This is a genomic window from Sphingobium sp. MI1205 (genome assembly GCF_001563285.1).
GTDB lineage: Bacteria > Pseudomonadota > Alphaproteobacteria > Sphingomonadales > Sphingomonadaceae > Sphingobium.
Genome location: NZ_CP005188.1, coordinates 2,914,868 through 2,940,834, shown reverse-complemented (window position 1 = coordinate 2,940,834; position 25,967 = coordinate 2,914,868). Strand labels below are relative to the sequence as shown.

At 61.6% G+C, this 25,967-nt stretch carries 24 protein-coding genes; 11 read left to right on the top strand and 13 right to left on the bottom strand.

The genetic code is table 11. The features are described from left to right. Window positions 1-21: 21 nt before the first annotated feature. From K663_RS14535 to K663_RS14525, 3 genes are all read left to right on the top strand, one after another. Complete coding sequence (locus K663_RS14535) at window positions 22-1,269, top strand: DegT/DnrJ/EryC1/StrS family aminotransferase (RefSeq protein ID WP_083535918.1); 1,248 nt, start codon at window positions 22-24, stop codon at window positions 1,267-1,269. 85 nt (window positions 1,270-1,354) lie between these two features. Further along, on the top strand, window positions 1,355-1,921 hold the full coding sequence (locus tag K663_RS14530) for a polysaccharide biosynthesis/export family protein (RefSeq protein ID WP_062119041.1): 567 nt from the start codon (window positions 1,355-1,357) through the stop codon (window positions 1,919-1,921). Between the two features lie 35 nt (window positions 1,922-1,956). Beyond that, window positions 1,957-3,144, top strand: coding sequence for an outer membrane beta-barrel protein (locus K663_RS14525; protein WP_062119038.1), 1,188 nt, complete (start codon window positions 1,957-1,959; stop codon window positions 3,142-3,144). A 12-nt stretch (window positions 3,145-3,156) separates the two neighbouring features. On the opposite strand, the gene K663_RS14520 is transcribed toward K663_RS14525, so the two are convergent. From K663_RS14520 to K663_RS14505, 4 genes are read right to left on the bottom strand one after another with little or no spacing between them, the layout of a single operon-like run. Beyond that, a complete protein-coding gene (locus K663_RS14520; RefSeq protein ID WP_062119035.1) occupies window positions 3,157-4,566 on the bottom strand; it encodes a hypothetical protein in 1,410 nt (469 codons plus the stop codon). After that, entirely contained in the window at window positions 4,563-5,774 is a 1,212-nt protein-coding gene (locus K663_RS14515) for a glycosyltransferase family 4 protein (protein WP_062119032.1), read from the bottom strand. The genes K663_RS14520 and K663_RS14515 overlap by 4 nt, the downstream gene beginning before the upstream one ends. A 51-nt stretch (window positions 5,775-5,825) precedes the next feature. Continuing rightward, window positions 5,826-7,013: a glycosyltransferase gene (locus K663_RS14510; RefSeq protein WP_062119029.1), complete on the bottom strand. Its 1,188-nt coding sequence runs from the start codon at window positions 7,011-7,013 to the stop codon at window positions 5,826-5,828. Between the two features lie 23 nt (window positions 7,014-7,036). Next, window positions 7,037-7,882 (bottom strand): hypothetical protein, encoded by an 846-nt coding sequence (locus K663_RS14505; RefSeq protein WP_062119026.1) that lies wholly within the window; start codon window positions 7,880-7,882, stop codon window positions 7,037-7,039. Window positions 7,883-8,065: 183 nt separating this feature from the next. On the opposite strand from K663_RS14505, the gene K663_RS14500 reads away from it, so the two are divergent. From K663_RS14500 to K663_RS14490, 3 genes are all read left to right on the top strand, one after another. Continuing rightward, the gene (locus K663_RS14500) at window positions 8,066-9,235 is read left to right on the top strand and encodes a glycosyltransferase family 4 protein (RefSeq protein WP_062119023.1); all 1,170 of its coding nucleotides are present in this window, start codon (window positions 8,066-8,068) and stop codon (window positions 9,233-9,235) included. Between the two features lie 281 nt (window positions 9,236-9,516). After that, window positions 9,517-10,710: a calcium-binding protein gene (locus K663_RS14495; protein WP_062119020.1), complete on the top strand. Its 1,194-nt coding sequence runs from the start codon at window positions 9,517-9,519 to the stop codon at window positions 10,708-10,710. A 211-nt stretch (window positions 10,711-10,921) separates the two neighbouring features. Next, window positions 10,922-12,259: a lipopolysaccharide biosynthesis protein gene (locus K663_RS14490; RefSeq protein WP_063619069.1), complete on the top strand. Its 1,338-nt coding sequence runs from the start codon at window positions 10,922-10,924 to the stop codon at window positions 12,257-12,259. A gap of 9 nt (window positions 12,260-12,268) precedes the next feature. Here K663_RS14490 and K663_RS14485 read toward each other — a convergent pair whose 3' ends face one another. From K663_RS14485 to K663_RS14460, 6 genes are all read right to left on the bottom strand, one after another. After that, window positions 12,269-12,961 (bottom strand): HAD family hydrolase, encoded by a 693-nt coding sequence (locus K663_RS14485; RefSeq protein ID WP_062119014.1) that lies wholly within the window; start codon window positions 12,959-12,961, stop codon window positions 12,269-12,271. Further along, a complete protein-coding gene (locus K663_RS14480; protein ID WP_063619038.1) occupies window positions 12,945-13,895 on the bottom strand; it encodes an ATP-grasp domain-containing protein in 951 nt (316 codons plus the stop codon). Before K663_RS14480 ends, K663_RS14485 begins: the two co-directional genes overlap by 17 nt. Before the next feature lie 92 nt (window positions 13,896-13,987). Further along, window positions 13,988-14,671: a PIG-L deacetylase family protein gene (locus K663_RS14475; RefSeq protein ID WP_062119011.1), complete on the bottom strand. Its 684-nt coding sequence runs from the start codon at window positions 14,669-14,671 to the stop codon at window positions 13,988-13,990. Next, window positions 14,668-15,594: a formyltransferase family protein gene (locus K663_RS14470; RefSeq protein WP_062119008.1), complete on the bottom strand. Its 927-nt coding sequence runs from the start codon at window positions 15,592-15,594 to the stop codon at window positions 14,668-14,670. Before K663_RS14470 ends, K663_RS14475 begins: the two co-directional genes overlap by 4 nt. Beyond that, window positions 15,566-16,153: a sugar transferase gene (locus K663_RS14465; RefSeq protein WP_235589454.1), complete on the bottom strand. Its 588-nt coding sequence runs from the start codon at window positions 16,151-16,153 to the stop codon at window positions 15,566-15,568. Before K663_RS14465 ends, K663_RS14470 begins: the two co-directional genes overlap by 29 nt. A gap of 14 nt (window positions 16,154-16,167) precedes the next feature. Next, the gene (locus tag K663_RS14460) at window positions 16,168-17,352 is read right to left on the bottom strand and encodes a glycosyltransferase family 4 protein (RefSeq protein WP_062119003.1); all 1,185 of its coding nucleotides are present in this window, start codon (window positions 17,350-17,352) and stop codon (window positions 16,168-16,170) included. Window positions 17,353-17,857: 505 nt separating this feature from the next. Here K663_RS14460 and K663_RS14455 point away from each other — a divergent pair. Beyond that, window positions 17,858-18,733 carry a sulfotransferase family protein gene (locus tag K663_RS14455; RefSeq protein WP_062119000.1) on the top strand — a complete coding sequence of 292 codons (876 nt, stop codon included), beginning with the start codon at window positions 17,858-17,860 and terminating at the stop codon, window positions 18,731-18,733. A gap of 166 nt (window positions 18,734-18,899) precedes the next feature. Continuing rightward, a complete protein-coding gene (locus K663_RS14450; protein ID WP_062118997.1) occupies window positions 18,900-20,309 on the top strand; it encodes an FkbM family methyltransferase in 1,410 nt (469 codons plus the stop codon). Between the two features lie 74 nt (window positions 20,310-20,383). Here K663_RS14450 and K663_RS14445 read toward each other — a convergent pair whose 3' ends face one another. Together K663_RS14445 and K663_RS14440 are read right to left on the bottom strand one after the other, a co-directional pair. Continuing rightward, complete coding sequence (locus K663_RS14445; RefSeq protein ID WP_062118994.1) at window positions 20,384-21,505, bottom strand: AI-2E family transporter; 1,122 nt, start codon at window positions 21,503-21,505, stop codon at window positions 20,384-20,386. 42 nt (window positions 21,506-21,547) lie between these two features. Continuing rightward, complete coding sequence (locus tag K663_RS14440) at window positions 21,548-22,777, bottom strand: YceI family protein (protein ID WP_062118991.1); 1,230 nt, start codon at window positions 22,775-22,777, stop codon at window positions 21,548-21,550. Between the two features lie 210 nt (window positions 22,778-22,987). Between K663_RS14440 and K663_RS14435 the strand changes: the two genes are divergently transcribed. Next, window positions 22,988-23,425 carry an acyl-CoA thioesterase gene (locus K663_RS14435; protein ID WP_062118988.1) on the top strand — a complete coding sequence of 146 codons (438 nt, stop codon included), beginning with the start codon at window positions 22,988-22,990 and terminating at the stop codon, window positions 23,423-23,425. A 56-nt stretch (window positions 23,426-23,481) separates the two neighbouring features. On the opposite strand, the gene K663_RS14430 is transcribed toward K663_RS14435, so the two are convergent. Next, window positions 23,482-23,865 (bottom strand): DUF983 domain-containing protein, encoded by a 384-nt coding sequence (locus tag K663_RS14430; protein ID WP_062118985.1) that lies wholly within the window; start codon window positions 23,863-23,865, stop codon window positions 23,482-23,484. Between the two features lie 92 nt (window positions 23,866-23,957). Between K663_RS14430 and pabB the strand changes: the two genes are divergently transcribed. Both pabB and K663_RS14420 read left to right on the top strand, forming a co-directional pair. Continuing rightward, window positions 23,958-25,136, top strand: a complete 1,179-nt coding sequence (pabB, locus tag K663_RS14425) for an aminodeoxychorismate synthase component I (RefSeq protein ID WP_062118983.1) — start codon at window positions 23,958-23,960, stop codon at window positions 25,134-25,136. Between the two features lie 28 nt (window positions 25,137-25,164). Further along, on the top strand, window positions 25,165-25,788 hold the full coding sequence (locus K663_RS14420; RefSeq protein ID WP_062118980.1) for an aminotransferase class IV: 624 nt from the start codon (window positions 25,165-25,167) through the stop codon (window positions 25,786-25,788). Window positions 25,789-25,967: the final 179 nt, after the last annotated feature.

The following is a 25,967-nucleotide window of genomic DNA, read 5'->3' as shown; positions in this document are numbered from 1 at the left end:
AGCGGAAGGGCTGGGGGTAATATGAAACAGATTGTCCAGGCTGGGGAAATGGGTGGGGCGGCCGTCCTTGACCCCACTTTCCCGCCGCCGGAACGACGCTGGCCCCAATATGAACCGGACGAGATTGATGCGGTGGTCCAGGTGCTGGAAAGCGGCCGGGTCAATTCGCTCGTGCATGGAGAGCAATGCCGCGCTTTTGAGCGAGAGTTCGCGGATTATTGCGGTATGCCGCACGCTATCTCCCTGGCTAACGGCACGCTGGCGCTCGAGTTGGCGTTTCGCGCTCTCGGCGTCGGGTCGGGTGATGAAGTCATCGTGCCAGCACGTAGCTTCTTCGCTAGCACTTCGGCCGTGGTTGCCGTCGGAGCAGTGCCGATATTCGCGGACATCAATCCAAATAGTCACAATATTGATCCGGCTGCCGTCATCCCCCTGATTGGTGAGCGGACAAGGGCGATACTCTGCGTTCACCTGGCTGGCTGGCCGTGTGACATGGACGCGCTAAACGACATCGCGGATCAGCACGGCCTGTGGTTAGTCGAAGACTGTGCGCAGGCGCACGGCGCGGCGATCAACGGAAGGATGGCGGGCTCATTGGGCCATGCTTCCGCCTTCTCCTTCTGCACCGACAAGATCATGTCGACGGGTGGCGAGGGGGGCATGTTGCTGCTGAAAGACGGCGCACATTGGGAGCGAGCCTGGGCTTACAAGGATCATGGAAAGAATGTCGGGATGCTTGGGAAGCCTGCCGCCGGCAACGCCTTCCGCTATTTGCATGAAAGTTTCGGGACCAACTGGCGACTGACGGAGATGCAGGCCGCAATCGGGCGGGCGCAATTGCGCAAGCTGTCGTCCTGGCTGGCAAGGCGGCGCGCAAATGCCGCTATTCTGGCGGCAGGATTGAGCGGTCACCGGTTGGTCCATGTTCCCCAGGTGCCCGACGGAGTGGATCATGCCTTCTACAAATTTTACGTCATGCTGGATCCTGCCGCCGCCAGGCCAGCTGTCATCGCTGCCCTTGCTCAGCGCGGAATCCCAGCCGGAACCGGCTCCTGTCCTGACATGTCGCGGGAGCTGGCTGTCCAGAATAGCGACTACCCCAATCTCCGTCCCTTGCCGGTGGCCACTTGGGTTGGTGAGCGCAGCTTAATACTTCCTGTGGATCATCTTTTGGGTGAAGAGGAAATGTACTTAATCCTCGACGCGGTGCTGGAGGCGCTCGGCGACGCCGCTGAGGATGAACCGAAAACATCATTTGCAGACAGATGATAATTTTGCAGCAATTGACTTTAATTCATTTCTGTTATGAAACGGAAAGAAAACGGCCAGCGATGGTCAGATATGGGAGGTGGTCATGCGGCTCGTCCAATCTATCGGCATTTCCCTCATGCTTGCGGTTACGGGTTGTGCCGGCTCGGTTTCCGGCCTGCCTGCGGTCTCCACTGCCAACGCCGATCAGTACAGGCTAGGGCCGGGCGATGAGCTCCGCGTGATCGTTCCCGGCCTGACCGAAATCGACAGTGGCACGGCCTTCGTCGTCAATGATCGGGGCGAACTGACGCTGCCGCTCATGGGCGGGATTCCGGTCAGGGGATCGACCATTCCCGAACTGGAACAGCGGATCGCCGCCCTGCTGGTGGAGAAAAGACTGATGGTGTCACCCGCCGTCAGTATTCAGCCCATGAGGCTGCGGCCCATCTATATTCTTGGGGAAGTGCGCAGCCCCGGCGAATATCCGTACCGCCCCGGTATGACTGTCGTGACCGCTGTATCGGTGGCAGGGGGATACACGTTCCGCGCCAATCGCAATACGGTTGCCATCATCCGCCAGGTGGATGGGCAGGCATCTACCGCCAAGGCGTCTGAAAATACGCCGGTCCAGCCAGGTGACACCATTAAAGTCGTGGAGAAATGGTTTTGAGCCCAACGCGCTTCATCCCGCTTTGCTCATGCGCCATGTTGGCCACCATCGCCTTTCCGGCGATGGCCCAGGAACTCGACAGGGCAACGCCGCTGCTGGAAACGCCCGAAGAATATGAAGCGAAGGCGGTGCAGCTGGGCAGGATATCGGCTTATCTCGGCACTGATGTCAGGCTGGAATATGATTCCAATATCTACGCGCTGTCGTCAGATGAGATTGATGATGAACGCCTGACCATTTCGCCTTGGCTCAACCTGAAACTGAGCGATGACAAACTCCAGTTGGCGGCGCAGGCGCGGGGGGTGGTGCGGCGTTATTTCAAGAATGAAACCGAGAATTCCGAAGGACTGAACACAAGTCTTGGAGGGGTGTTCCGCCTGTCGGGGAGCGACAGCATTTCTGCCAATGCGGGCTGGACGCGGCTGGTCGAAGAACGTGGCGTGCCTGAATCCCTTGTCGGCGTGGGCACGTCGCCGCGTAAATATGACCAGTGGCAGGGCGATCTGGGCTACACCCATAGCGGCGCGCGCTTCACGATCGGCTTGAAGGGGACCGTGCTCAAGAACAATGCGCTCGCGTCCGTCGATGCAGAGCGGGACTTCAATCAATATTCCGGTTCCGCCCGGCTCGGCTACCGGGTGAGCGGGATGATGAATGTCTTTGGCGAAGGCTTTGTCGCGGTAAGGGATTTCCGGCTGCCGGTGGACGCATCGGGCTTCAACCGCAATTCAAAGACTTACGGCGCGCGGGCGGGTGTTTCGTTTGAGCCTGGCGGGCTGATCCGTGGCGAGGCCGCAGTAGGCGTGTTCCGCTTCAACCCCGAAGATGCCCAATTCGACAGCAGGACAGGATTGTCGGTTTCGGCCGGACTGGTCTACACGCCTTCGCCGCGATGGGCGTTCACGCTCGACGGATTCCGGGGTGATGTAGCCACCGTTCGAAACGGCGCACAGTCGCGGACCGATACAAGGTTCCGTGTGGGCGTGCAGAATGAAGTTTATCATAATCTGCGCTGGCAGGCTTCGGTGGTTTATCGTCGCAGCAATTTCATCGGCACTGCGCAGCATGAGCGGACTATCGCGGGCGTAGCTGAAATAGAATATCTGGTGAACCGCAACATTTCCTTCGCCCTGACGGGGCGTATTGCCAGTCGCGAAAGCACAAGGGCTTTCGATGATTTCGATCGCCGCATCGTCGGAGCAGAAATTCGCCTGCAATATTGATCGGAGCGGGAGTCAGTTAATCTGCCGTCCGGCCATGACTTCACGATGGGCAAAGTCCAGGAACTCGTCGAGGTTCAGCCAATTGTCATTGTCGGTGTCTTCCCAGGCGTCGTTGCGCCGGGGATCCATTCCGTTGGCGCGTTCCCAATTGTCGGCCATGCCATCATCGTCCAGGTCCAGATAAGGCTTGCCCGGCGCGATCCGGGGCAGGGGGCGAGGCCCGTTCAGCATCTTCGGATCGCGCAGGATAGCCCCTTTGCGCTCCTTCACCTCGGCAACCGTTCGCAGGTCCAGCCCGTCGCGGGGAAAAGCGCCCGCGCGGTCCAGCGCCTGAATATAGGCGTTCTCGGCCGGAACCACCCGGACGCTTAAAGGACAAGCGGGAAGTTTCGCCAGTGCGACGTCGCTATCCTTTGTATTGAGCCGGGGAACGCCGTCCAGGATGTTGCCGGAAAGAAATATTTCGGACTGCCCCGCTTTGTTATAAATTATGCGGTCCACAGCAGCGAGATTGTAACCCTTATTCGGTCCATTTTTGTAATAATTTCCGGCAATGTTGACGGATGACCCGCCAAATCCTTCCCGAACTTCGGTGAAGCGCGATCGAGCATTATAAAGAACATTATTGACTATTTCGACGCAGGATTCCGGCATGAAGTTCACGTCTGGATTGCGACTGCCATTGTGCGCGCAAATGTTTCTAACGAAGCTGATCTTCTGTGGCCTTCCAGGATGAGAGGCAAGCACCGCGCATTTATCATCTCGCGGTATGCTCTGTGTGAAGATCGAATTCGAAATCGTTATATTGTCGTTTACGCCGGATCCGGTCATGATCTGGCTCAGCGCCCAAGCGCCACTGACATGATCGAATATGATATTGTGGCTGTTTTCAAACAGAAACGAACCATTGCTCCCGCGAGCCATGCCATTGAGGTCTGTTCGCACGCGGACATGGCGAATGATGACGTCATGCGTATTCTTGGCGACAATGGGGGTGTAACCGTCCGTGCCACCTGCATGGGTGAGCAATATGCCGCCGCCTGGCGCAGTCTGGCCAGCGATCGTGATATAGGGATGGGTGATCACCGGCCGCCCGGTTGTAAAGCGGATCACGCCGCCCACGCGGAAAACGCAAATGCGTGGCCGTTTAGTCTCGATGCAGGCGCGCAGGGAACCGGGGCCGTGATCTGCAAGGGTGGTGACGGGGATGATCATGCCGCCGCGCCCTCCGCGCGCACGTCGGCCAAAACCCTCTGCTCCAGGAAAGGCTTCGGCGCCCGGCACTTCAGGCAGTACCGACATTCCGTCCCGATCCACATCCGCCCCGACAGGTTGCCGGCTCATGTCGAACGGATTGACGAACGGTATTACCAGCAGCGCAGCGATCCCGACACCCAGGGCAGCGACTGCATTGGAACTCACCGTGGTCTCCGCAACCGCCGCGGCTCGGAGTCGAGAAGCGACTGATAGATGGTAGTGACCTGCGACACATGCTGGTCGACGCTGTAGCGGTGGCTGGCAACGGCAAGCGCCTGGCCAGCGATCCGGTCCAGCCGATCCGGGTGATTGAGCAGTTCCACGATTGATCGCGCCATCGCGGCCGGGTCGTCCGGTTCGACCAACATGCCAGTCACGCCATGATCGATCGCCTCGATATTGCCGCCCGAGGCGGCGGCAACCACCGGCGTGCCGAGCAACATCGCTTCGATCAATGACCGGCCAAAGGGTTCGTGGACGGCAGGCACGACATGGATGTCGCACCCTGCCATCAAAGCGGCCGATGGATAGCGAAATCCCATGAGGCGCAGGCTATCGGACACGCCGACTGCTTTTGCTCTTTCCGCCAGTTGTTCGTCTATACCATCAGCAAGGGGCAGGCCGAACATCAAACCCATAACGGGCAGGTCAGGCTGCATCCGGGCGATATGCGCCAGCATTTCAACGAACATCAGGGGCCGTTTTCGGTCGATGAAGTGGCCGAAGAAACCCAGAAGGCGGGTGTTGGGATCAACGCCCAGTTCCGACGTCAGCGCCAGATGCGCCTGCGCCCTGTCGATCGGCTCCTGTTCGGCGTCGAAGGGGCTGTAGATCACCGATGTTCGCCGCGCCGTTCGCTTCAGGCGGCGCACTTCCGAAAGTGCATAGGCCGACACCCCCACGATGCGATCCGCCGCGATCGGGGCGAGGAAACGCACGGCGCGCGCGTCATGGCTACCCCGATGGTGCCAGAGCATTCTGGCCCCCGCCAATTGTGCCGGCAGTGCCCAGCTGGCATGCATCGCGCCTTCATTGGTGTGGACGATGCGAACATTGTTCCGCCGCAAAAAGCGCGCCATGCGCCACTGATCCAGCCAGGCACTGACCGCATTTGCCGTTCCGGCCGCCTTGGGAACGCCCGCCGAATTGCCGAAAAACCGTGTGTCGGCAAGGGTGACAAACTCCAGTCCTTCGGATCGGAGAAAGTCCCCAAACTGCCCTGAACCGTAATGCAGGACAATGAGCGGAGTGAAACGGTTTCTATCAAGCTGCTGGATGAGCTTGGTCGCCGAGATATGACTGCCCCCGACGACGCCGCCTCCAAACGGGAAGCAGATGCGTACCGGGGCGGCATCTCTGCTTTTGCCAGGCACGGACGCAGCGGATACGGGATGAGAAGAGGAAGCGGGCAAGACCTGAAGCATCTACATCACCTTTGCCTGGCGTGGTGGGTTGGCGGCTTCCCGTTCTTCAAGCAATGGACTGCGTACATGCTGATAAAGCTGTTGGTAGCGCGCGGCTATCGTTCCCATTGAAAACTCGCCCTGAATGCGCGCGCGCCCGGTCTCGCCTAACCGACGGCGGCCATCGCGGCCCAGCTTGTCCATGGTCATGATCGCTTCGGCAAGCCGCGCCGGGTCGCGCGGCGGAACGATGATCCCGCTCCGTCCGATAATCCAGGAGCTGTCGCCGACATCGGTCGCGATGCAAGGCAGGCCGCATGCCATCGCTTCCCCCACGATGTTGGGAAATCCCTCCCCCCAGGCTGAAGGCAGAGCGAGTACATCGAGGCCTGGCAGCAATTCCGCCAGCGCGCGGTCATGGCTTCGCAAGGTCAGCCGGTCGGCAGGCAGGGCGGCGAGCAAATGTTGAAGTGGTTCGGGGGGGCTGTCCATGCCTTGGCCGGTAAGCAGAAGGTGAACATCCGTACCGCACTCTCTGGCGCGTAGGACCGCCTCGACCAGGTTGGCCGCATCCTTCATCGGATGGTTGCGCGCGGCCATGCCGACGATCAGCGCGCCCGGCGCGACGCCGAGGTCACGGACAAGCCGGTCGCGTGCTTCCTGCCGGGGGCGGAAGAGGTCACAGTCGAAGCCGTTGGGAATGACCATCATCCGTTCGGCGTGAAAGCCCAGCCGTCGATGCTGCGCTGCCGCTGCATGGGAATTGTAGACGATCATGCGCGGCCAGGACGAAAATAATGCCGCCATGCGGACAATGGCGCGCATCATGGGCTTTTCCTGCGCCAGATCGTCGATGCTGTGGCGCACGTTCCAGATCACCGGCGCATTGCCGGGCCGCAGCAATGTCCCGAGCCGCGTTGCGAGATGGGCATGGTACATCCACGCCATGATGAGGTCAGGCTGTTCCCGGTTGATGACGGCGCGGAGACGGGCCAGTCCAGGCAACAGGTCCGTGGCCCCCCGCATGCCGCAATGATGAAGCGGCACGCCGCTGGCGCGGATACGCTCTCCTGCGGCTCCCGGCGGCATCAGCGACACGACCGATGGCTTCATCGCGCCGCCCTGCATGCGTTCATGATCCACCAGCCTTGCGAGCATGGTTTCCGCGCCCCCGACGTTCAAAGCGGTTATGACGTGGAGTATTTTCATAGGGACTCCCGAAGCAGCCTTGCTCAAGCCGTGGCCAGCAGCATTTCTATTTCCGATCCGGCGCCGACCCGTTCCACGATCCCAAGCGTACCGCTCTCGTTCATCTCGAACAGCGTCCCGTGATGTTCGCCCGATGCCAGCGTGCGCACGATGAACAACAGCGATCCCGGACCTTTCAGATAAGAACGCAGATTATCCACAGCTTTCCTGAGGTCGGCTTCGGCGAAATAATTCTGGTTGAGGACATTGGCCGCGCGGACCAGATCGAAACGCCCCGTAAAGGAGTCACGGGGGGCGAGCACATCGTCCTCTATGATCGTAATGAGGTCATGGTTACGGATACGCGGGCTGACCAGTTCGACCTTGCGAACGCCTGCGCCCTCACGCAGCTTGCGCGCCGCCAGACGGCCCAGGATGCGGGAAAGGATTGGACGGACAAGCCACATGCCGGTCAGATAATCCAGGCGGCGGCGCCAGGGCTGTAGCGACCGGCCGAACAGATCCACCTGCAGCAACTGGCCTTCAGTGTTCAGCAGCGCCGCGCACCGCTTGCCCAGGGGGACGATCCAGGCGTGAATGGCATAATCGGTGCCGGTGATGCGCGGCTGGTAGCCTGCCCGTTTCAGGGCATCGCACAGGTCCAGCGTCGTGGTTCCCGAAGAAACGCCGACATCCAGCAGTTCCCTCACATCCAGCCGCCGCGCCTTCACCGCCTGCACAAGACGGTCGTCAAGCTGCTCGAACCGTCCGCCCCACGTGCATTTGAACGTGTTATTCGGGTTCTTGATTGAACTGAAGAAGGCGTCCTCCACCTGCTGCGGAAGGCCTTCTGCCGGGCGCGAGAAAAATTGCGTTGCTGCGAGTATCATAGCTTCGAACCTACAATGTGTGGCGGCAGCATGAAGTGGGCGCTTGGCTAGCAGACAGGCCAATAGGGATTAGCCCAAATGCGAGCGCCGCCTGCATTGGTTAAGCCGCATGGACGCGAAGCCGACTGGCAGTAATACGCAAGCGCCATGGATTTGGGACGGCTAACGCCGCACTATGGGGCCATGACAACACCGATCCCGGCGGATGCCCCATCCAGAGGCAAGTCCATTGCCTTTGTTCTGCCCGGTCTGCGCGCTGGCGGATCGGAACATATCGTCAGCCTGCTGTGCAATCATTTCAGCCGGTCGGGCTGGACGGTCAGCTTGTTCGCCTTCGAAGATGCTGGCGCTTCCCCTTATTATCCGCATGACCCGGCGGTGAGTGTCAGGCAACTGGGCCATCCGGTTGGCCGCTTGCCGGTCCTGCAAGCGGCGGTCACGGTCATCAATCGCGTCAGGGCGCTCCGCAGGGCGCTGGCCAGCGCCCGACCGGATCTGGTCGTCAGCTTCCTGACACGAACCAATGTCGTCAGCGTACTTGCCGCAAGGCCGCTCCGCATCCCCGTGATCGTGTCGGAGCGCAACAATCCCGCCATGCAACATCCCGGCGCGTTCTGGTCGGCCCTACGCCGCTATGCCTACGCTCGCGCGCATGGGCTGGTGACGATGACGGAGGGGGCGATGAAATATTTCCCCAAGGTAATGCGCCGCCGCCAATGGGTCATTCCCAATCCCACTTATGCTCCGGTCGGTATGGATGGCCCACGGCCATGCGGCAGGCAGATTGTCGCTGTCGGGCGGCTGGTGCCGCAAAAGGGGTTCGACCTGCTGCTGGAGGCCTTCGCCCGTGCGGCCCCAAGGATCCCCGGCTGGTCGCTCGTGATCTGGGGCGAGGGGCCTGAGCGCGCCAGGCTTGAAGCGCAGCGGGATGCGCTTGGCCTGGGCGACCGCGTGGCGATGCCGGGTGTCACACAGGAACATGGCGCTTGGCTGCGCGAGGCCGATATCTTCGTCCTTTCCTCGCGCTTTGAAGGGTGGGGCATCGTCGTCGGCGAAGCGATGGCCGCAGGCATCCCGACGATTTCCTTCGATTGCCGCTGGGGGCCGGGCGAAATGATCTCCGACGGGATCAGCGGCCTGCTGGTTCCAGACGGCGACGTACCCGCTCTGGGTGAGGCGATCGCTGCACTGTGCGCTGACTCGGAACAGCGGCGTCGCCTGTCCGAAGCGGCACGCATATCATCGCAGCGTTTCACCATCGACCGCATCCTGATAGAATGGGAACGCGCAGCGTTGGAGGCGATTGTTCCGAAGCAAGTCCTGGCAGGAGCGATGAGGACTGCCGCCGCCTAAAACGGAGTAGCCCGTTTTTGCCACCTCTAGACGATGCCGATTCTTATCGGAGCAGGGGCATCCAGCCGTGTGAACCTGGCAGCATTGTCGTCGAAGTCACTGGACCGAAATGCAAAATGCCGGGATGAGCGGTCGGTTTTTCCACTGTCGTACTCCACAGGCCGGTGGGAACCCTGTTTCACCCGGCAATTCAATAAACGCATCTTTCCCACTAACCTGAGTAAATTGCGATCGGTCTGGCGCCATTTGACAGCGCTCAGGCCTGTTTCAGGAGCGGGTGAATGGCAAAATTTAACGGCACTAGCGGCAATGACTTCATCAGAGGAACGGCATCGGCCGACAGCATATATGGGCTGACGGGCCATGATCAGCTCTGGGGCGGGTCCGGCGACGATTTCATTGATGGCAGCGATGGCAATGATGTGATCCATGGGGAAGCGGGGGCCGACTATCTCAAAGGCGGCCTTGGCGATGACCAGATCTGGGGCGAGGATGGCAACGACCGGATCGACGGCGGCGCTGGTTATGATCGTATTTATGCCGGTCTGGGGAATAATATCGTTGACGGAGGGGACGGCAACGACTGGATCGAAACCACCGACGGGCACGACCAGATATTGGGAGGCATCGGAAACGACACCATTTATGCAGGCGGCGGCCGCGACTATATTGACGGGGGGGCTGGGGATGACATCATCTATGCCGGGGCTGGCGACGACGGTTTCCTGAATGAGATCAATCCGGCCACGGGCAAGCTGACGAGCCAGGCCGTGGCTGGAGGCGCTGGCAATGACTGGATCTATGGCGAGGACGGCAACGACAAGCTGAAGGGCCAGTCGGGCGACGACCATCTCTTTGGCGGCAATGGCAATGACCGGGTCGATGGCGGCGACGGCAACAACTATCTCTCAGGCGGCAGCGGCGACGATATTCTCGATTCCGAAACCGGCGCAGACAAGCTCTACGGCGGCGACGGCCGGGATATTCTGGAATCGGGCGGGGGCAACGACTTCCTGGACGGCGGCAAGGACGCCGATTCCCTGAATGGCGAGGCCGGGAATGATATTCTCTACGGCGGCGATGGCGACGACATGCTGTTGGGCGGCGACGGCGCCGACAATCTCTATGGCGATGCCGGGTTCGACAAGTTGATCGGCGAAGCGGGCGCCGACAGGCTCTGGGGTGGGGCCGGCGCTGACTGGTTCGTCTTCAAGGGCGCAGGCGCGCTGGGCGGCGGCGACCGGATCGAGGATTTCCAGGATGGCGTGGATCGCATCGTGCTGGAAAAGCTGGGGGTCACCAAATATGCGGCGGGTGGCGGACTGGGAACGGTGTTCGCGCGCGACGGCGCGGGTGGAAATGTCTTCCTGGACGTCGTCACCTCGGCAGGGGTGAAGTTCAGCATCGATGTGGCCGACCCCACAGCCTCGCTGACCGCCGCCAACTTCACGGCATCGGATTTCATTCTCGTCTGACGGGTTTTCGCCAGACTGTTCTTGTGAATGGGCGGCGCGCCGCATGGCTGGCATCAGCGCCGTCCTGTTTCTCTTTTTCTCCCCTCGCGGGAGTTATTTAGGAGTAAGACGACAGAGAAGCTGCGTCTTTCGCCCTTTAGTCTCATGATAAGGTTCGAAAAGCAGGGCTGAAGGTGTGCTGCCGATGAATGCGGGCGGATTTCGTTTGAAAATGACCTTCTCCCCGGTTCGGCTGCGCGATGCCCTGGCTCACAGGCGGGTGAAGGCGGTCTTTCATCTTCTGACCGGAACCGCGGCGACGCTGGCGCTCACGTTGTTATCCATCGCCCTTGTCGCGCGCCTTCTCACCCCCGCGCCTTATGGCGTCTTCGCCATGATCCTTGCGCTGGGGCAGGCGTGCGAGCGGCTGCTCAGCTTTCAATCCTGGCAACCGCTGATACGCAGCGGCGCGACAGTCGATCTTGAGAATGACCAGGCTTCCTACTTCAAGCTGCTCAAATTCGGCTGGCTGCTCGATATCGGCGGCGGCGTAGCGGCGTGGATGATCGCCAGCAGCCTGACGATTGCCGGATATTTCCTGTTCGGCATTTCTCTTCAAAATGTTGGCTACACGCTGCTGTTCGCCGCCTCACTGCTGTTCAACTTCAACGGCGTGTCGACCGCCATATTTCGGCTCGCGGGCCAGTATCGGGCAATCGCTACTATTCAGGTGGTGAACGCCCTCGTTCGCCTGCTCTGCGTGGCGGGCGCTTATGTGGCCGGGGCCGGGCTGTTCGAACTTATTCTCATATGGACGATCACCCAGATTTTGGGATCGTTCACCAATTTCGCTTTCGCCGTGCGCCTGCTGCCCCGGCCTGGTTTCCGCCAACTGCTGAAGGCCCGTGCCAAGGGGATCAACAGCCGCTTTCCGGGCATCTGGCGCTTCGCGCTCGGGTCGAACTTCTCGCTTACCCTATGGTCGAGCGCGCAGGCGGTGGACACGCTGATCGTGGGCTGGCTCGCCGACCCCGCCAGTGCGGGCCTGTTCCACATCGCCAAACGCATCAGTCGCATCGTCATGCAGGTCGGTGCGCAGGTGCAGGCCGTGGTCTATCCCGATCTCAGCCGGCTCGCGGCGGCGGGTAAGCGCCACGCCTTTGTCCGTGTGCTGGTTCAGACCGAACTGCTGCTCGCGGCTTTCGGCGCATGCTGCTTTCTTGCCGTGCTGCTGGTGGGCGGGCCGTTGATGCGGATCGCCGTTGGCCCACATTTCGCCGGAGCCGTGCCTTTGCTCATCGTGCAGATACTGGCGGTCACCCTGACCATGAGCGGGTCCGCGAGCCGCGCCGGGCTGCTTGCCTTGGGGGACCAGCGGTCACTTCTGCGGACGGTGATGGCCTGCACGCTGGCATTTTATTGCGCCGTGTTCCCCCTGGTCCTGTGGATCGGGCCAATGGGCGCGAACATAGCCCATCTGCTGTTCGCCGCCATCTGGCTGGGCGGGCTTGGCTTGTATCTGCGCCGTGCGATCAGCGTCGCGCCATGGAAGGAAGGCGCCGGAAAATAGCGGCGATGATCAGAGTTCTTCGAGGGACTCGATGATCCGGTCGGCTGGCACATGCGTTTTCACCGACGTATGTATGCGCTCGGGCCGTGCGATCTGAACGGTGTTCCATCCCAGCAGCCGGGGGGCGTTGAAATCCTTGGACGGATTATCCGCGACATAGGTCAGGTCCAGGCCTGACCGGCCGAACCACTGCTCCACATGCTGGAAGGCCCGAGGATTGGGTTTCCAGCAATCCCGGCCCCATGTGTCAGTGCATATGCCAAGGTGGATGCCGCGCCCGTACAGGCCCAAAGCCCTGATCTTCCGCCTTTGCGCGTCCAGAAAACCGTCGGTGATGACGGCGAAACCGGTTGCGTCATCACGGCTTGCCAGGAATTGATCGGTGTCAGGGGCCAACCTTATCGTCGGGCGATGCTGGCGGTAGGCGGCCAGCATTCGGCCGATCGTCCCGGGTTGCGCCTCCAGTCCCATGTCTTTCAGGCTGTGGTCGAAGATCCTGGTGCGGCAGCCCGCGTCGAAACGGTCGCGCATTACCTTTCCAAGGCCGCTGATCCCCAGCGCTGCGGTCGCCCATTGGCCCACCGCCTGAAGGCCGCTCAACACATAGTCGCGCTCCAGATAGAGCGTATCGTCCAGATCGAAGACGATGACCCGTTCGAAGCAACCGGATCGCGGCCCTCTGGCTTCAGACGAAAACCGCATCGTCGAACCGCAGCATCAGTACGCCCTCCTGCCAGTCATCATTCGCCGTCCGGGGCAGCCCAAGCCGCTCCTCCAGCATCCACTGGGCGAACTGCGCCCCCGCCTGATGAGCCAGCGGATAGCCGCCGCCGAAGCGGGCGTTTATCTCGAAGATGGACGGCTCCCCATTCTCGTCCACCCGCACCTGAAAGCACATGGCGCCGCGTGCGCCGTGCAGCGCCTTGCCAAGCCGCCAGGCCATGTCGGACAAAGATGGGTCGCGTACCGTCACGCCCTTTTCGACCTCGCCCGAACGCACCCGCAACCGCTCGTGCGGGATGGCGCATTGCAGTTGTCCTTCCCAGTCGAAATAGAGGCTGACCGTGAATTCGCGGCCATGCAGATATTCCTGCAGGATATAGGGCTCGCTCTTGTCCAGCCCCAGCACGTCTTCGCGATCTCGCGCCATCATGATGCCGCGGCTGGAACTGCCATGCCGCGGCTTGGCGAGTAGTGGCAGGGTAAGATCGGCGTCGCCGCTCAGAAATTCCTCTACCGTGATGGTGCGCGGGGAACGGAGGGCGGAGTCCGTCAGGAATCGCGCCGTCGCCAGCTTGTCGCGCGCCATCAGGACGAGCGGTTCGTCCGCTACTGCGACATGGCAGTTTATCGCGCTGAAACGATCCCGAGCCCTGCTATAGGCCAGAAGTTCGGTATCTATCGTCGGCACGACAAGGCCGATCTGCTCGCGTTTGCAGATGTCGAGCATTGCGGGGATGAACTCTTCGCTCTCTGCGGGCGGGGCCGTGAATGCCTTGTCCGCTTCGATGCAGGCGGGGCTCCATTCTGGCGTCAGATCGCAAGCGAACATGGTGAGATCCGCGCCCAACAAGCCTGCCGATTGCCGAAAGCTGCGCATCAGGCCGACGCGCCGACCTGCCGAACTCAGCATCATGCGCAGCGGCCGGCCCCCCGGCGTTCCTCGTTCCAATTCCGTGCCTGACAATGCGGGGACTTCCCTATGGCTTGTGGTTGCCAGGTCCATTTTCAGGACACCTCCCGGATCATGACGAACGCTTCGGCGGCTCTTCTGCTGACGCAACTGCCCCGGACCTGCGCCAGCGCCCGCAATGTCTCTGGGGACCGTTCGTTGGGGAAAGGGCGCAGCTGGGACGCGAAACAGCTGAATGCCTCGATCTTGTGGTCGAGGTGATCGCTGATGTCGATAAACAGGTTGGGCTGGAAGGCGGGCGTCAGATAGGAGGCTGCCCAGTTTGTTTCCGACACCGTCTCATAGGCCAATATCCGGGCGGGATATTGGGCGCCAACGGGCCTCGCCGCCACCATCGCCGCATCGAAGATCAGCCCATGGTCGAAATGCAGGTCGTGAGCGAAGGGAATGAACAGGGCATCGGGACGGCACTGCGCGACGAACTCTGCGATGCCCCGGTTCAATTCCGCGCGCGGGACGCGGTCAAGCTCGGCGGCTGGAAAGTCCAGGAAATGCGTTCGCGTGACGCCCAGCAGTGCATGCGCACGCCGGGCTTCGGCCAGTACTTGCTCGACCTGGCCGGGATCAAACAAAGGTTTGCGGCCCCGTGTCGCAATGACAACCTCGACATGGCGGCCCAGCGCGACCAGCCGGGCAATCGTGCCGCCACACCCCAGTACCTCGTCATCGGGGTGAGGAGCGATCACCAGCGCGCGCTGGATAGTGTCGATCATGGTCATGCCGCAGCCGCCTTTGGCCGTCCAAGCACGGCATGGTTGGGCAAGGGCGCTTCCCGCGTCGTCTGCCATTGTGACACCAGCAGGCCCTGATCGTCGCCGCACTTCACCGTGAAGCTCGCTTCGCCTCGTTCCACAATCTGTCCGGCCATGGCCGCGGCATGATGTTGGAGGAGCACGGGAACGGCCGTCTTTATCACGATCCGGTCATTGCCAAAGGTCGTCCATGCGCCCGGATAGGGATCGCCACAGGCGCGGACGCAACGCCAGACCGCGGCTGTCGGCTGGGCCCAGTCGATCAGCGCGTCCTCCGGCCGCCTGCGCGCCGCATAGGTCGCGTTTCGTTCGTCCTGGATTGAAAGCTGCGGCGAGCCGCTTGCGATATCCTCCAGCACCGGCGGCAGCATCTCGTTCAGCTTCGCCATATGCTTGGCGTACAGCGTGGCCGCGGTCTCGTCAGGGGCCAGGTGAAAATATCGCTGGCCCAGCAACGGGCCGCTATCGACCCCTTCATCAATCAAAAAGAGGGACGAGGCCGAAATTGGTTCATTCAGCAGGATGGTCCAGGGAATGACCGCGCGCCCGCGCAGACGCGGTAGGGGCGCGGGGTGATAGCCGATCACGCCCTTGCCGGCGGTGGCCCTGAAATCCGCGCCGCAAATCTGCGACCAGCCGATGACAAAGATATAGTCCGGTTCCATTGCACGGATCGCCTGAAGCGCCGCGTCGGAATTTATGTTGGCGGTGTGCACGATCCGCGTTCCCGCATTTTCACAGTCCGCAGACAGATCGACGAAATCCGAATGGCGGCTGGCAAGGTCGGGTGGCAGGGTGAATACTGCCTTCAGATCCCATCGAGGGGAGGCGGCAAGGCATTTCAGCGCGATCCTGCTACTTTCAACCGCACCTACGAGTATGGCCTTCATGCGCCCTCCCTTTCAGCCGCAGGTTGAAACGTTCGCCCCGCAGGGCCACGCCGACCGTGCGCGCAAGAATGACAAGGTCGATCCAGAGCGAGCGGTTCTCTATGTACCAGAGGTCCAGCGCGATCTTGTCCTCGTCGCTGAGCAACGTGTTGCCGTTGACCTGCGCCCAACCGGTCAGCCCGGGCCGTACGGCGCACCGCAATTGCCCCTTTTCCCCAGTGGCGGCGATGGTCTGCGGAAGGAGCGGGCGCGGCCCGATCAGCGACATCTCCCCGAGCAGGATGTTCCAGAGCTGCGGCAGTTCATCGAGGCGCGAGCGCCGGAGAAAGCGGCCGAGCGCCGTCGTCCGCATCCCGTCGGGCAGCAGTTGCCCCTGGGCGTCGCGCCTGTCATTCATCGTGCGGAACTTCAGGACCTGGAACAGCCGCCCTCCCTTCGTAAGCCTGTTCTGCCTGAACAACACCGGCGCGCCGTCGAACAGGCGTATGGAGCCGCCGATGATGGCCATTACCGGCGCGAGCAGCACAAGCCCGGTGGACGCCAGCATGATATCGGTCATGCGTCTTGTCCCCATCAAAATTCTCCGGCGACAAGTTGTGCGTTCATGGCTGGCCTTTCGGCGCGATCGGCGGCGTTGCAGTCCATCTTCATTGTCGAAAGCAGCAGGGCGTTCACCTTTTCGACTGAGTAATCTTGCTCTGCCGTCCGGCGCGCGGCGGCAGCGAGGCTGGCGGGCAGGGCGGGGTCGTTGCAGACGCGCAGCATCGCCTCGGCGAGCGCCTGGGCACTGCGCGGTTCGACGACAAAGCCGTTGATGCCCTGATCTATCGGCTCGCGGCATCCCGGCATGTCGGTCGTGATGACGCCGCGCCCCACCGACATGGCTTCCAATATGGTGCGGGGAAGCCCCTCCCTGTACCAGCTGGGCAGCACGAATATGCTCGCTTTTGCCAGATAGGGGCGCACGTCGCGCGTTTCGCCGAGATATTCAATGATCCCGCGATTGTGCCACTGGTCTATTTCCGCGCGGGGAATGGCCGCCGGATTTTCATCGAGCGGCCCCAGCAGCAGGAAGCACGCTTCCGGGAACCGTGCCTTCACGATCTTTGCGGCCTCGACATATTCGATCAGCCCCTTGTTCCGCAGCAGCCGCGCGATCATCAGGAACACCGGCGGCCCGTCGGGCATGGGTGCCTGGGCATAATGGGACAGGTCCACGCCGGAACCTGGCACCTGTATGACCCGGCAATCGGGCGTGATGATGCGATGGCGCAGCATTTCGCTGCGGTCGTCGCTGTTGAAGACGAATATCGCCTTCGCCCTGCCGATTGCCAGCCGGTAAAGAATGGAGACCATCGTGCGCACGCTGGCCAGCAGGCGGGATCCGCCGTCGCTGTACATGTGGCCAAGGCCGCTCACCATGGAGTAGAAGTCGACGTTGCGGAAAAACCGGCTCGCGATGCCGCCGTAGATGATGGGCTTTTGCGTGTAGGCCAGCACGACCTGCGGGCGTTCGCGCCAGAAACAGCGGACCAGCCATGCCAGCGTCACGATGTCGATGAAGGGGTTCATCCCGGCGCGGGCCATCGGCATCTGCCGATAGGTTGCGCCCATTGACCTCAGCCTTGCCTCGACATCTGGATCGTGATCGGGCGCGCATAGCACGACCTCATGCCCATTTTCGATCATCGCGGCGATCAGCCGACCGCGGAAGTTGATCAGCGAATATGCGAGGCTGGCGACGACGATGATCTTCATGCCATTTCAAGCTGAACGGGCAGCGTCCCTGTTGATGCCAGCCCGGAATTGCGGCAGCGACTGCAAAAGCCGGTGAAGAGATGCGATGGGTTCATCCTGGGCCAATCTGCTCCAGCGTTTGATCATTCACCCCTGCGGAGCCGGGGATCAGCCCATATTAAGGCGAAGTCTTTGAAATCGGAGGCACCATTTCGCGACCTATACTCATGAACTGGCGGCGCGCGCGCCATGTACCCTTTCGGATAGCGGCCGAGTTTATCGGAGCCTTCCCTGCCCAAATGGGGAGTATGCTAACCCTTATCGGATCGTACCGATGCACAACTGCCCTTTTGCCGATCTTCATCTAGCTTTGCGGAAATTCCCGGGGATGCGCATCGCCGGGGGAAGGGCGATAATGTCGGATGTCCGGGGCGGCATTGCGTCGGGAAATGTTCGCGTATGCGCGTCCTTCGGCTCGGGGAGGAACACAGCCCAGTCCACGATTGCAAAGGTATATCGAACGACCATGAACGATCGCCAGCCAGCCTTTATCGTGATCGGCGCCGTCAAGGGCGCAACTACCTGGATCGCCCATCAGCTCCGCAGTCATCCACAGCTCTGGCTGCCGAAAGCCGAGCCGCATTATTTCAGTTCGGAACATGAGCGCGGTCCCCAATGGTATGCTTCGCTGTTCGACGCCGCGCCCGCCGAGCGGATCATCGGGGAAAAGTCGGCGGACTATCTTGCCCATCCACAGGCTGCCGCGCGAATGGCCGATGCGCTTCCCGACGCTCGCCTGATCGTTCAGCTGCGCGATCCGGTGCAGCGGGCCTATTCGGATTATTGCATGCTGTTCCGCCGCGGATGGGTGAAGGGCGATCCCCGCGCCTATCTGGAGCACGCCAATCCCGAACAGTCGCGTTTCCTGTCGGGAGGACTGTATGGCGCCCATCTTGAGCGCTTCCTGCTCCACTATCCGCGAGAGCAAATCCATGTGATCCTGTATGATGATCTGCTGCAGTCGCCCGAGCAGGAAATTGCCCGCGTCTGCGGCCATATCGGCGTGCCCGTGCATATCGCGGAGGAAGAGGTCGCCAGCCGTCAGAATGACAGCGCGAGTCCGATGCTGCCGCTCCCAATCCGCCGCGTCCTGCAACCCATGCGTCCCATCCTTGATCCGCTCCGGTCCATTCCCCTTTTCGCCAAGCTTCGCGCGTCCATGGCGGCGCCGGTCAGCTACCCGCCCTTGACTCCCGAACTACAGCAGATGCTCCGGGAATTTTATCGCGAGGACATTCTCGTCCTGCAGGAACTGCTGCAGAGGGATCTCAGTCATTGGCTCGCCAGCCCGCCCGCCAGGAAAGCGGTCGCGCCCATCCGGGCAGAGCCATGCCGGAGATGATAGCTCAACAAGTGCGCGTTCTTCGTTGCACCGCACAAATGAGGCTGCCTGACTTCAATACGGCCTGAGTTGGTGGACCCCTGCTTGTAGTAGGGCTACCCTCAAGGCTCTCTGCTGGAGGGTGCCATCGCGTAGTTCAGGCTCGATACGGAAATGAGGTGCGCTGATGTCGGGTACAAAGCTGGTTCGATCCTGGTTCCTGAACCTCTATGTTCATCAACTGCCGCCATTTCGCGGGAAGTGGCGTCTTCTGTCGCCATTCGCTGCGTTGTTGGACGGCGTTCCGGTCCGGTCGAGCTATGGCGATGTCCGTCTGGGGTTCGATGTTCGCGACCGGACCCATTTGCTTGGTGTCTCGGGCAAATATGGCAAACGGGTTGCCACCGAAGTGGAAAGCCTTCAGCCGGGCGACTGCTTCATCGATGTCGGCGCGAACTGCGGCATTTTCACTCTCTTCGCGGCGGAGGGTGTAGGCCATGACGGGCTGGTGGTGGCCTTTGAACCCTGTTTCGCCACTTTTGCCAAGCTCGTAAGGAACATCGGCCTCAACGCCTTCGGCAATGTTTTGCCCTTCAACATGGCGGTTGCCGCGCTGACCCGGCCTGACCTGCTCGATAGCAGTACGAAGGGGCATTCCGGACGCTTTTCCATCGCACCTGAACCGATCGAAGCCGGTGAGCGCATCATGTCGCTTTCGATCGGTGATTTTCCTGGCCTTCTCAAGCTCATCGGGGATCGGCCGATCATGGTGAAGATCGATGTCGAGGGATTTGAATATGCCGCTCTGCAGGGTCTGGAGCCGATCCTCGCCTTACCGCAGACACGCGGCGCGGTCGTGGAGATCGACGATCGCAACCTGGTCCGCTACGGTGCCGATGCGGAGGCAGTGTTCCGTCTTTTGGAGCGCCATGGGTTCGTGCAGACCAATGCTGGTGAGAATGCGGTCCATTTCGATGCCGTATTCCTTCGCCGGAATGCCTCTGTCCGACAGCCTGCCCCACGTCCCGCAGCTCGTCGGCCTCGATCCTCTGTCCCGGTTCCGGCATCGCTGACGCCTACGCCGCGATGGACCTATCTCTCCCGGATTGCTGCGGCGATACTGGTGCTGACGGGCGGCTGGTTCATCGTCGGCAAGGGACTTTTTGCCGACAGCGGCCGTGCAGAAGAATCCTTCATTCAGGAAGCCCTGCAGTCGCACCATGTGGCAGAAATGCGCGCGCAGCTGCGTCGCTCGCCGGCTACCGTTTACAACGCCGGGGAGGTTGGTTCTTCGGCACGCATCGCTTTGCCCATCCTGCCCCGGGGTTGGCACATTACGGAGGTTCAACTTTTCCCCTCCGACAGCGGCCCGAGCATGCAAATGACCATCACCAATGGCATTAGCCGGCCGATCTCGCTGTTTGCAGTCCGTGACGATCATGTAGCCCCGGTGCAGCCTGCGGTGCTCACTCGGGCGGGAAAGACAGTCGCCTACTGGCAGGAAGGGGATCTGGCCTACGCGTTGATCAGCAAGAAGGAACTGCCTGCTGAACTCGATCGGCTTGCGGAAGATATCGCGGACAACGTATCCTCCTGATCCAGACTACCGTCTCTTGATGCCCCCTTGCCGTTGAACCCGTGCGGGATGGCTTTAGCCCGTACCCCGCGCCCTCATCGAACCGGGGTAGCGGGCGGCGATGGCTCATCCTTGGTCAGCGGACCTTCCAGCCCGTCGCCTGTCCGCATCCGCGTCACGATGTTCCAGGTGGCGATGAACAGCGCGGCGATCACCGGGCCGATGACGATGCCGTTGAAACCGAACATGTCGATCCCGCCCAATGTGGTGATGAGCACCACATAATCCGGGATGCGCGTGTCGCGCCCGACGAGGATGGGACGCAATATATTGTCGATCATGCCGATGACGAAGACGCCGCAGGCGATCAGGATGATGCCTTTGATCAATGCGCCCGTCGCCAACAGATAGAGCGCGACCGGCAGCCATACTAGCCCCGTCCCCACCGCCGGGATCAACGAGAAGCACCCCATCAGCACGCCCCAAAGCAGCGACCCCTGTATCCCCAGCGCCCAGAACACGCCGCCGCCGATAAAGCCCTGGACGATGGCCACGACGACGCTGCCCTTGATCGTGGCGCGGGTCACAAGGACAAACTGTTGCATCAGCGCGCGCCTGTGCGAGGTGCGCAGCGGTGCAGCGCGGTCCAGAGCGGCGGCCAGCGCGGGTCCGTCCCGCAACAGGAAAAAGGTTAGGTAGAGCGTGACGCCAAGGGCAATGAAGAAGCTGAACGCGCCTTGCCCGATCAGGAAGACCTGCGCCGCGACCGATCGAAAGCTGTTGGCGACGCCCCGGCTCAATGCCTCTCGAACGGTTGCGAAATCAGTGATGCCCAATCGCGCCATCAATGCCGAAGCCCAATTGGGAAGCCGCGACTGGAACTGGTCGAATGTCCGCGCGATGTCGATCTCGCCCGACTCGATCTTGCCGTAAAAGAGCGTTGCTTCCTGCACCAGCGCCACGCCCAGAATGATCGCGGGCAGGATGACCACGGCCACGATCAGCAGCAGCGTCAGTCCAGCGGCGCTGTTGCGCCGTCCCGGCATCTGCCGCACCAGATTCTGGTTCACCGGCCCGAACAGGATGGCGGCGATCACGCCCCAGAGGATGGCGGCGAAAAACGGCTCTATAACCAGTGCAAAGGCGATCGACACCAGCAAGACGAAGCCCAGGAAAACTCCATCTTCAATGCGGACATTCTGGGGCTTGTCGCTCATCCTCACGCTTTGGCAGAATTGGGAAGGCAAATCCACGCCCGCTTATTTTGCCTGGGCATCGAACCGGAAATCCACCGCGACCTTGGGATCCAGACCCGTGCTGCTTTCGCCATTGCCGACGCCGAACAAAGTGCGCCCGATACTGGCCGACCCGGATACTTTCCGCTTTTCCCCGCTGCCCGACAGGGTGAAACGGATGACCTGGGGTTTGCTGACCCCCTTCAGGGTCAGGGTTCCCGCCGCGCGATAGCTGTTCGCACCCGTTTTTTCAGCACCCTTCGCGGTGAAGTTCGCCCTGGGATGTGCCGCGACGCCGAAGAACTCGTCACCGGCAAGCATTCCGTCCTGATAGGCGTCGCCCACTGTCGCGCTCGCCAGATCGATCTCGACATCTATGTCCGCGCTCTCGGGCCGGTCGGGATCCATGGTGATCCTGGCGGTCCATCTGGAAAATCTGCCCTGGATGGTATCGTTGCCATTGCCGACGGAAAAGGTGATGCTTCCCCCCGGCTGCACCGTCCATGACGGCGGCGGACCGATGGGCGCCACGACCGTCGCATTTTCTGTTGGAGCCGGATCAGCCTCACCAGCCGCATTGTTAGTTGCCGCGACTATATTGACTGGCTCAGCCTCCTCCACCGCGGCGACTTTTTCAGGGGCGGCAACGGCTTGGGGCGCTGTGGCAGGCAGGATCAACCTTCCGAGCAGAAACCCGGCCCCAATCAAGGCAGGCAAAGCAAGCAGCAGCACCGGCGATCGCGCGGGCATCATCCGCCAGATCAGCCCGTCGCGCAGCAGCGCATGATGCCGCAGCGCGCCCGCGACATGCAGGACAATCAAGGCGATGCCTATCCACGCAAGCACGGCATGCGCAGCAGATGCCGGATCGCCAGCACCCGCTGGCAGCGGCAGGTGGGGCAGGGGCATGATGCCGAAGATCAGCGTCGGCACTTTCACCTTCGCGGTCGATACCAGTGCCCAGCCGGTCAGGGGCGCGCCCAGCATGAACAGATAGAGGCCCCCATGCACGGTTTTGGCCAGCATGCCCTGCCAGCCGCCTTCGACGGGGTCGGGACGTGGTCGCCCGTATCGCACCGCAATGCGGGCGACCGTCAGGGCCAGGATGGTGATGCCGATGGATTTGTGCAATTGAAACAGGGCGAACCCCTGTGCGCCCAGATCCTCGAGCGCCCAGCCGAGGCTGATCTGGAACGCGAGCAGCGCCGCGATGATCCAGTGGAGGAAGATGGCGATCTGGCTATAGCGGCGCATGGATCCTCGACGGGTGAAGGCAGGTCAGGCGCACGCTATGAACCAGCCCGCGCAAAGTCCATCGCGGCTAACGGAAACACAGCGTTCCCTATCGCGTCATGACGGCTGACCTGTGCTAAAAAGGTCGCAGTTAGGTCAATTTTCGCCGAACGATTGCATCCCCGCCCGCACTGGCTAAGAGCTTGAGGATAACGGTTGGAAAGCAGGACTATGGCAAAACCCGAATCCTGGCGATTGAGCCCCGAAGCCTACAGTTTCATCACCAGCATGGACACGCGCTTCCAGGATATCGACACGATGGGACACATCAACAATGTGGCCATCTCCGGCATTTTTGAAACCGCCCGTATTCGCTTCCACCATCATCTCGGCCGCCACCCGCAGGAACAGGGCGTGCGCTGGCTGGTGGCTGCCGTATCGCTGAACTTCGTTGAGGAATCGCACTTCCCCTATCCGTTCGAAGTGCATTGCGGCATTGGCCATATCGGCCGCACCAGCTGGACTGTCAGTTCGGCGGCGTTTCAGAAGGGCGTTTGTGTCGCGACCTGCGATACCACCGTGGTCACCCATGGTGCGGAAGGGCGCCGGACGATCGACGTCAATCTTCGCGAAGCCATGGAACGCAATTTCCTGCGTCAACCGGGGTGAGATGAGCAGGCTGGGCGACGCTCAGCCAGCCGGATGAAAAGGGCGGCGATCCGTCTTCAGGCAAAGCCATCCATTCGCCGGGTCCATTGAAAGGCGATCACCGCCCCCTTGACCGGCTGGATCATCAGCGCGGCGAGTATCACCGCCAACCCCGGCCACAGGGCGGCTTGCACCCCCAATGGGATCGCCAGCGTGCTGTTCACCTCGATCATCAGCGGCACCAATATGTGGCCGAGCAGCAGGATGACTATGTAGGCGGGGAAATCGTCCGCCTGCGACACATTCCATGGCTGTCCGCAAGCATTGCAGGCGGGACTCGGCTTCAGGAACCGCACGAACATCGCGCCATCGCCACAAGCAGGACACCGGCCCCGCAGCGCCAGCGCAAGGGCGGGGCGCAGCGGCCGTTGTGTGGCGTCGATGGGCGGCGGATTGCTCATGCGCTCCTCCTATGGCCTGGCGGCTGGAAGCGCAACGGTGCATAAAGCGCAGTTGCCCTTTCGCCTGTCCAAAAGGCTGTTAAGACGGCCCGATGCGACTGCCCGGTCCTTCCGAAGCCTTTGTCCTGTTCGACGACGCGCGAGAGCGTGGCGCCGCACCGGCCCGCCTTTACCGCGACCCGGTCGAGATAATCGCCGCCCATGCCCTTGAGGACGTTCAGCCCGCGCTCGACCGCATTGCCGAGGCGGCGGAGAGGGGGCTGCATGCCGCTGGCTATATCAGTTACGAGGCAGGACTGGTTCTGGAGGATCGACTGCGCCAGCTCGCCTTTGATCACCGGGGCCGGGCGTCCGCGATGCCGCTGCTATGGTTCGGCCTGTTTGAAGGGCATCGCCCGATCGATCCCGCGCTGATGCCCGGCCTTCTGCCCGATCCTGCCGCCGCAAGCATCGAACCCCCGCAGCCGCTGGTGGACGAGCAGGCATATCGCGCCGCCTTTGACCGGGTGCAGGAATATATCCGCGCAGGCGACATTTATCAGGTGAACCTTACCTTTCCCTGCGCCGTGCGTTTCACAGGCGACATCATGGCCCTTTATGCCGCCATCCGGCCACGCCAGCGCGCGGGATACGGGGGCGTGATGCGCACCGGCGCGCATGACATATTGTCTTTTTCGCCAGAGTTGTTCTTCACCAATGTGCGCGGGCAGCTGACCGCCCGGCCGATGAAGGGCACCGCGCGCCGTTCCGCCGATCCCGCCACCGACGCCGCGCTCGCACGGGAACTGGAGGCCGACGCCAAGCAGCGTGCCGAAAATCTGATGATCGTCGATCTGCTGCGCAATGACCTGTCCCGCGTGTCGCGTGCTGGCACGGTCACTGTCCCTGACCTCTTCCATGTCGAAACCTATCCGACCGTTCACCAGCTGGTGTCGAGCATTCGCGCCCGGCTGCTGCCCGGTTTGGGCCCGGTCGATATCCTGCGCATCCTCTTTCCCTGCGGATCGATCACCGGCGCGCCCAAGGTGCGGGCGATGGAGATCATCGACATGGTCGAACCGTTCTCCCGCGACGTCTACACCGGGGCGATGGGCTGGATTGATCCGAATGGCGATGCTGCCTTCAATGTTGCCATCCGCACGATTTGGGTTGAAGAAGGCATGACGGAGGGGCGCCTTGGATTGGGTTCGGGCATTGTTGCAGACTCGGATGCAGCATCCGAGTGGGCGGAATGTCTCGCCAAGGGGCGCTTTCTCACCACCGCCGGGTAGTTGGGCTAAGGGGGCTTGAATAGTTTCGATGTCGTTGGCTGACGGACGGTTTGACTTGCTGGAAACAATGGCCTTCGATCCGGTCGATGGCATCAGGCTGCTGGAGCTGCATCTTGAACGGCTGAAGGCGAGCGCCGCTGCGCTGGACTTCATCTTCGACCGTCACGACGTGCGCAACGAACTTCAGGCCGCGACTTTTCGCCTGCGCGAACGCAGCCGCCTGCGCCTGCTCGTTTCCCGCCGGGGATCGATCGCGATCGAAGTGCGCGAACATCGCACCTGGCCACAGGCGATCATGCAGGTGGCGGTCGTGCCGCGGAAAGTTCCCGGCGATGATCCCAGTCTGGCGCACAAGACCACCGATCGCGCGATTTACCGCGACGCCTTGAAGCGGGGCGGCACCTATGAGGTGCTGATGACCGACCATGAAGGTTTCCTCACCGAAGGCTGCTTCTCGTCCGTTTTCGTCGAGCGCGGTGACAAGCTGGTGACGCCGCCCCTGTCACGTGGGCTGCTTCCCGGCGTCCTGCGCCGCAGTCTCCTGGAAATGGGCGAAGCGGTCGAAGCTGACCTTAGGCCTCGCGATCTGGAGAATGGCTTCTTCATCGGCAACGCCGCGCGGGGCATGGTCGCTGCGACACTGGCCAGATAACGCCGCCACCCCAGCGCAAGCTGGTATCTCATGCGGATTGCGCTTCACAGGTCAGATTCCAGCTTGCGCTGGAATGACGGAGAAGGAGCCATGTCAACCCAACTGGCGGTTGCCCCTCAAGCCATAGCGCACTAAAGGAGCGCGCGTCCGCATCGCGGATTCAAAGCGATCCTTCAGAA

Excerpts from the sequence above, each read along its gene's own strand:
- K663_RS14435 (WP_062118988.1), top strand. The coding sequence starts at position 22,988 with ATGGCAAAACCCGAATCCTGGCGATTGAGCCCCGAAGCCTACAGTTTC.
- K663_RS14510 (WP_062119029.1), bottom strand. The coding sequence starts at position 7,013 with ATGAAAATACTCCACGTCATAACCGCTTTGAACGTCGGGGGCGCGGAA.
- K663_RS14420 (WP_062118980.1), top strand. The coding sequence starts at position 25,165 with ATGTCGTTGGCTGACGGACGGTTTGACTTGCTGGAAACAATGGCCTTC.
- K663_RS14530 (WP_062119041.1), top strand. The coding sequence starts at position 1,355 with ATGCGGCTCGTCCAATCTATCGGCATTTCCCTCATGCTTGCGGTTACG.
- K663_RS14485 (WP_062119014.1), bottom strand. The coding sequence starts at position 12,961 with ATGCGGTTTTCGTCTGAAGCCAGAGGGCCGCGATCCGGTTGCTTCGAA.
- K663_RS14500 (WP_062119023.1), top strand. The coding sequence starts at position 8,066 with ATGACAACACCGATCCCGGCGGATGCCCCATCCAGAGGCAAGTCCATT.
- pabB (WP_062118983.1), top strand. The coding sequence starts at position 23,958 with ATGCGACTGCCCGGTCCTTCCGAAGCCTTTGTCCTGTTCGACGACGCG.
- K663_RS14535 (WP_083535918.1), top strand. The coding sequence starts at position 22 with ATGAAACAGATTGTCCAGGCTGGGGAAATGGGTGGGGCGGCCGTCCTT.
- K663_RS14450 (WP_062118997.1), top strand. The coding sequence starts at position 18,900 with ATGTCGGGTACAAAGCTGGTTCGATCCTGGTTCCTGAACCTCTATGTT.
- K663_RS14470 (WP_062119008.1), bottom strand. The coding sequence starts at position 15,594 with ATGAAGGCCATACTCGTAGGTGCGGTTGAAAGTAGCAGGATCGCGCTG.
- K663_RS14460 (WP_062119003.1), bottom strand. The coding sequence starts at position 17,352 with ATGAAGATCATCGTCGTCGCCAGCCTCGCATATTCGCTGATCAACTTC.
- K663_RS14490 (WP_063619069.1), top strand. The coding sequence starts at position 10,922 with ATGACCTTCTCCCCGGTTCGGCTGCGCGATGCCCTGGCTCACAGGCGG.
- K663_RS14465 (WP_235589454.1), bottom strand. The coding sequence starts at position 16,153 with ATGACCGATATCATGCTGGCGTCCACCGGGCTTGTGCTGCTCGCGCCG.
- K663_RS14475 (WP_062119011.1), bottom strand. The coding sequence starts at position 14,671 with ATGACCATGATCGACACTATCCAGCGCGCGCTGGTGATCGCTCCTCAC.
- K663_RS14455 (WP_062119000.1), top strand. The coding sequence starts at position 17,858 with ATGAACGATCGCCAGCCAGCCTTTATCGTGATCGGCGCCGTCAAGGGC.
- K663_RS14525 (WP_062119038.1), top strand. The coding sequence starts at position 1,957 with ATGTTGGCCACCATCGCCTTTCCGGCGATGGCCCAGGAACTCGACAGG.
- K663_RS14480 (WP_063619038.1), bottom strand. The coding sequence starts at position 13,895 with ATGATGCTGAGTTCGGCAGGTCGGCGCGTCGGCCTGATGCGCAGCTTT.
- K663_RS14505 (WP_062119026.1), bottom strand. The coding sequence starts at position 7,882 with ATGATACTCGCAGCAACGCAATTTTTCTCGCGCCCGGCAGAAGGCCTT.
- K663_RS14495 (WP_062119020.1), top strand. The coding sequence starts at position 9,517 with ATGGCAAAATTTAACGGCACTAGCGGCAATGACTTCATCAGAGGAACG.
- K663_RS14430 (WP_062118985.1), bottom strand. The coding sequence starts at position 23,865 with ATGAGCAATCCGCCGCCCATCGACGCCACACAACGGCCGCTGCGCCCC.
- K663_RS14440 (WP_062118991.1), bottom strand. The coding sequence starts at position 22,777 with ATGCGCCGCTATAGCCAGATCGCCATCTTCCTCCACTGGATCATCGCG.
- K663_RS14445 (WP_062118994.1), bottom strand. The coding sequence starts at position 21,505 with ATGAGCGACAAGCCCCAGAATGTCCGCATTGAAGATGGAGTTTTCCTG.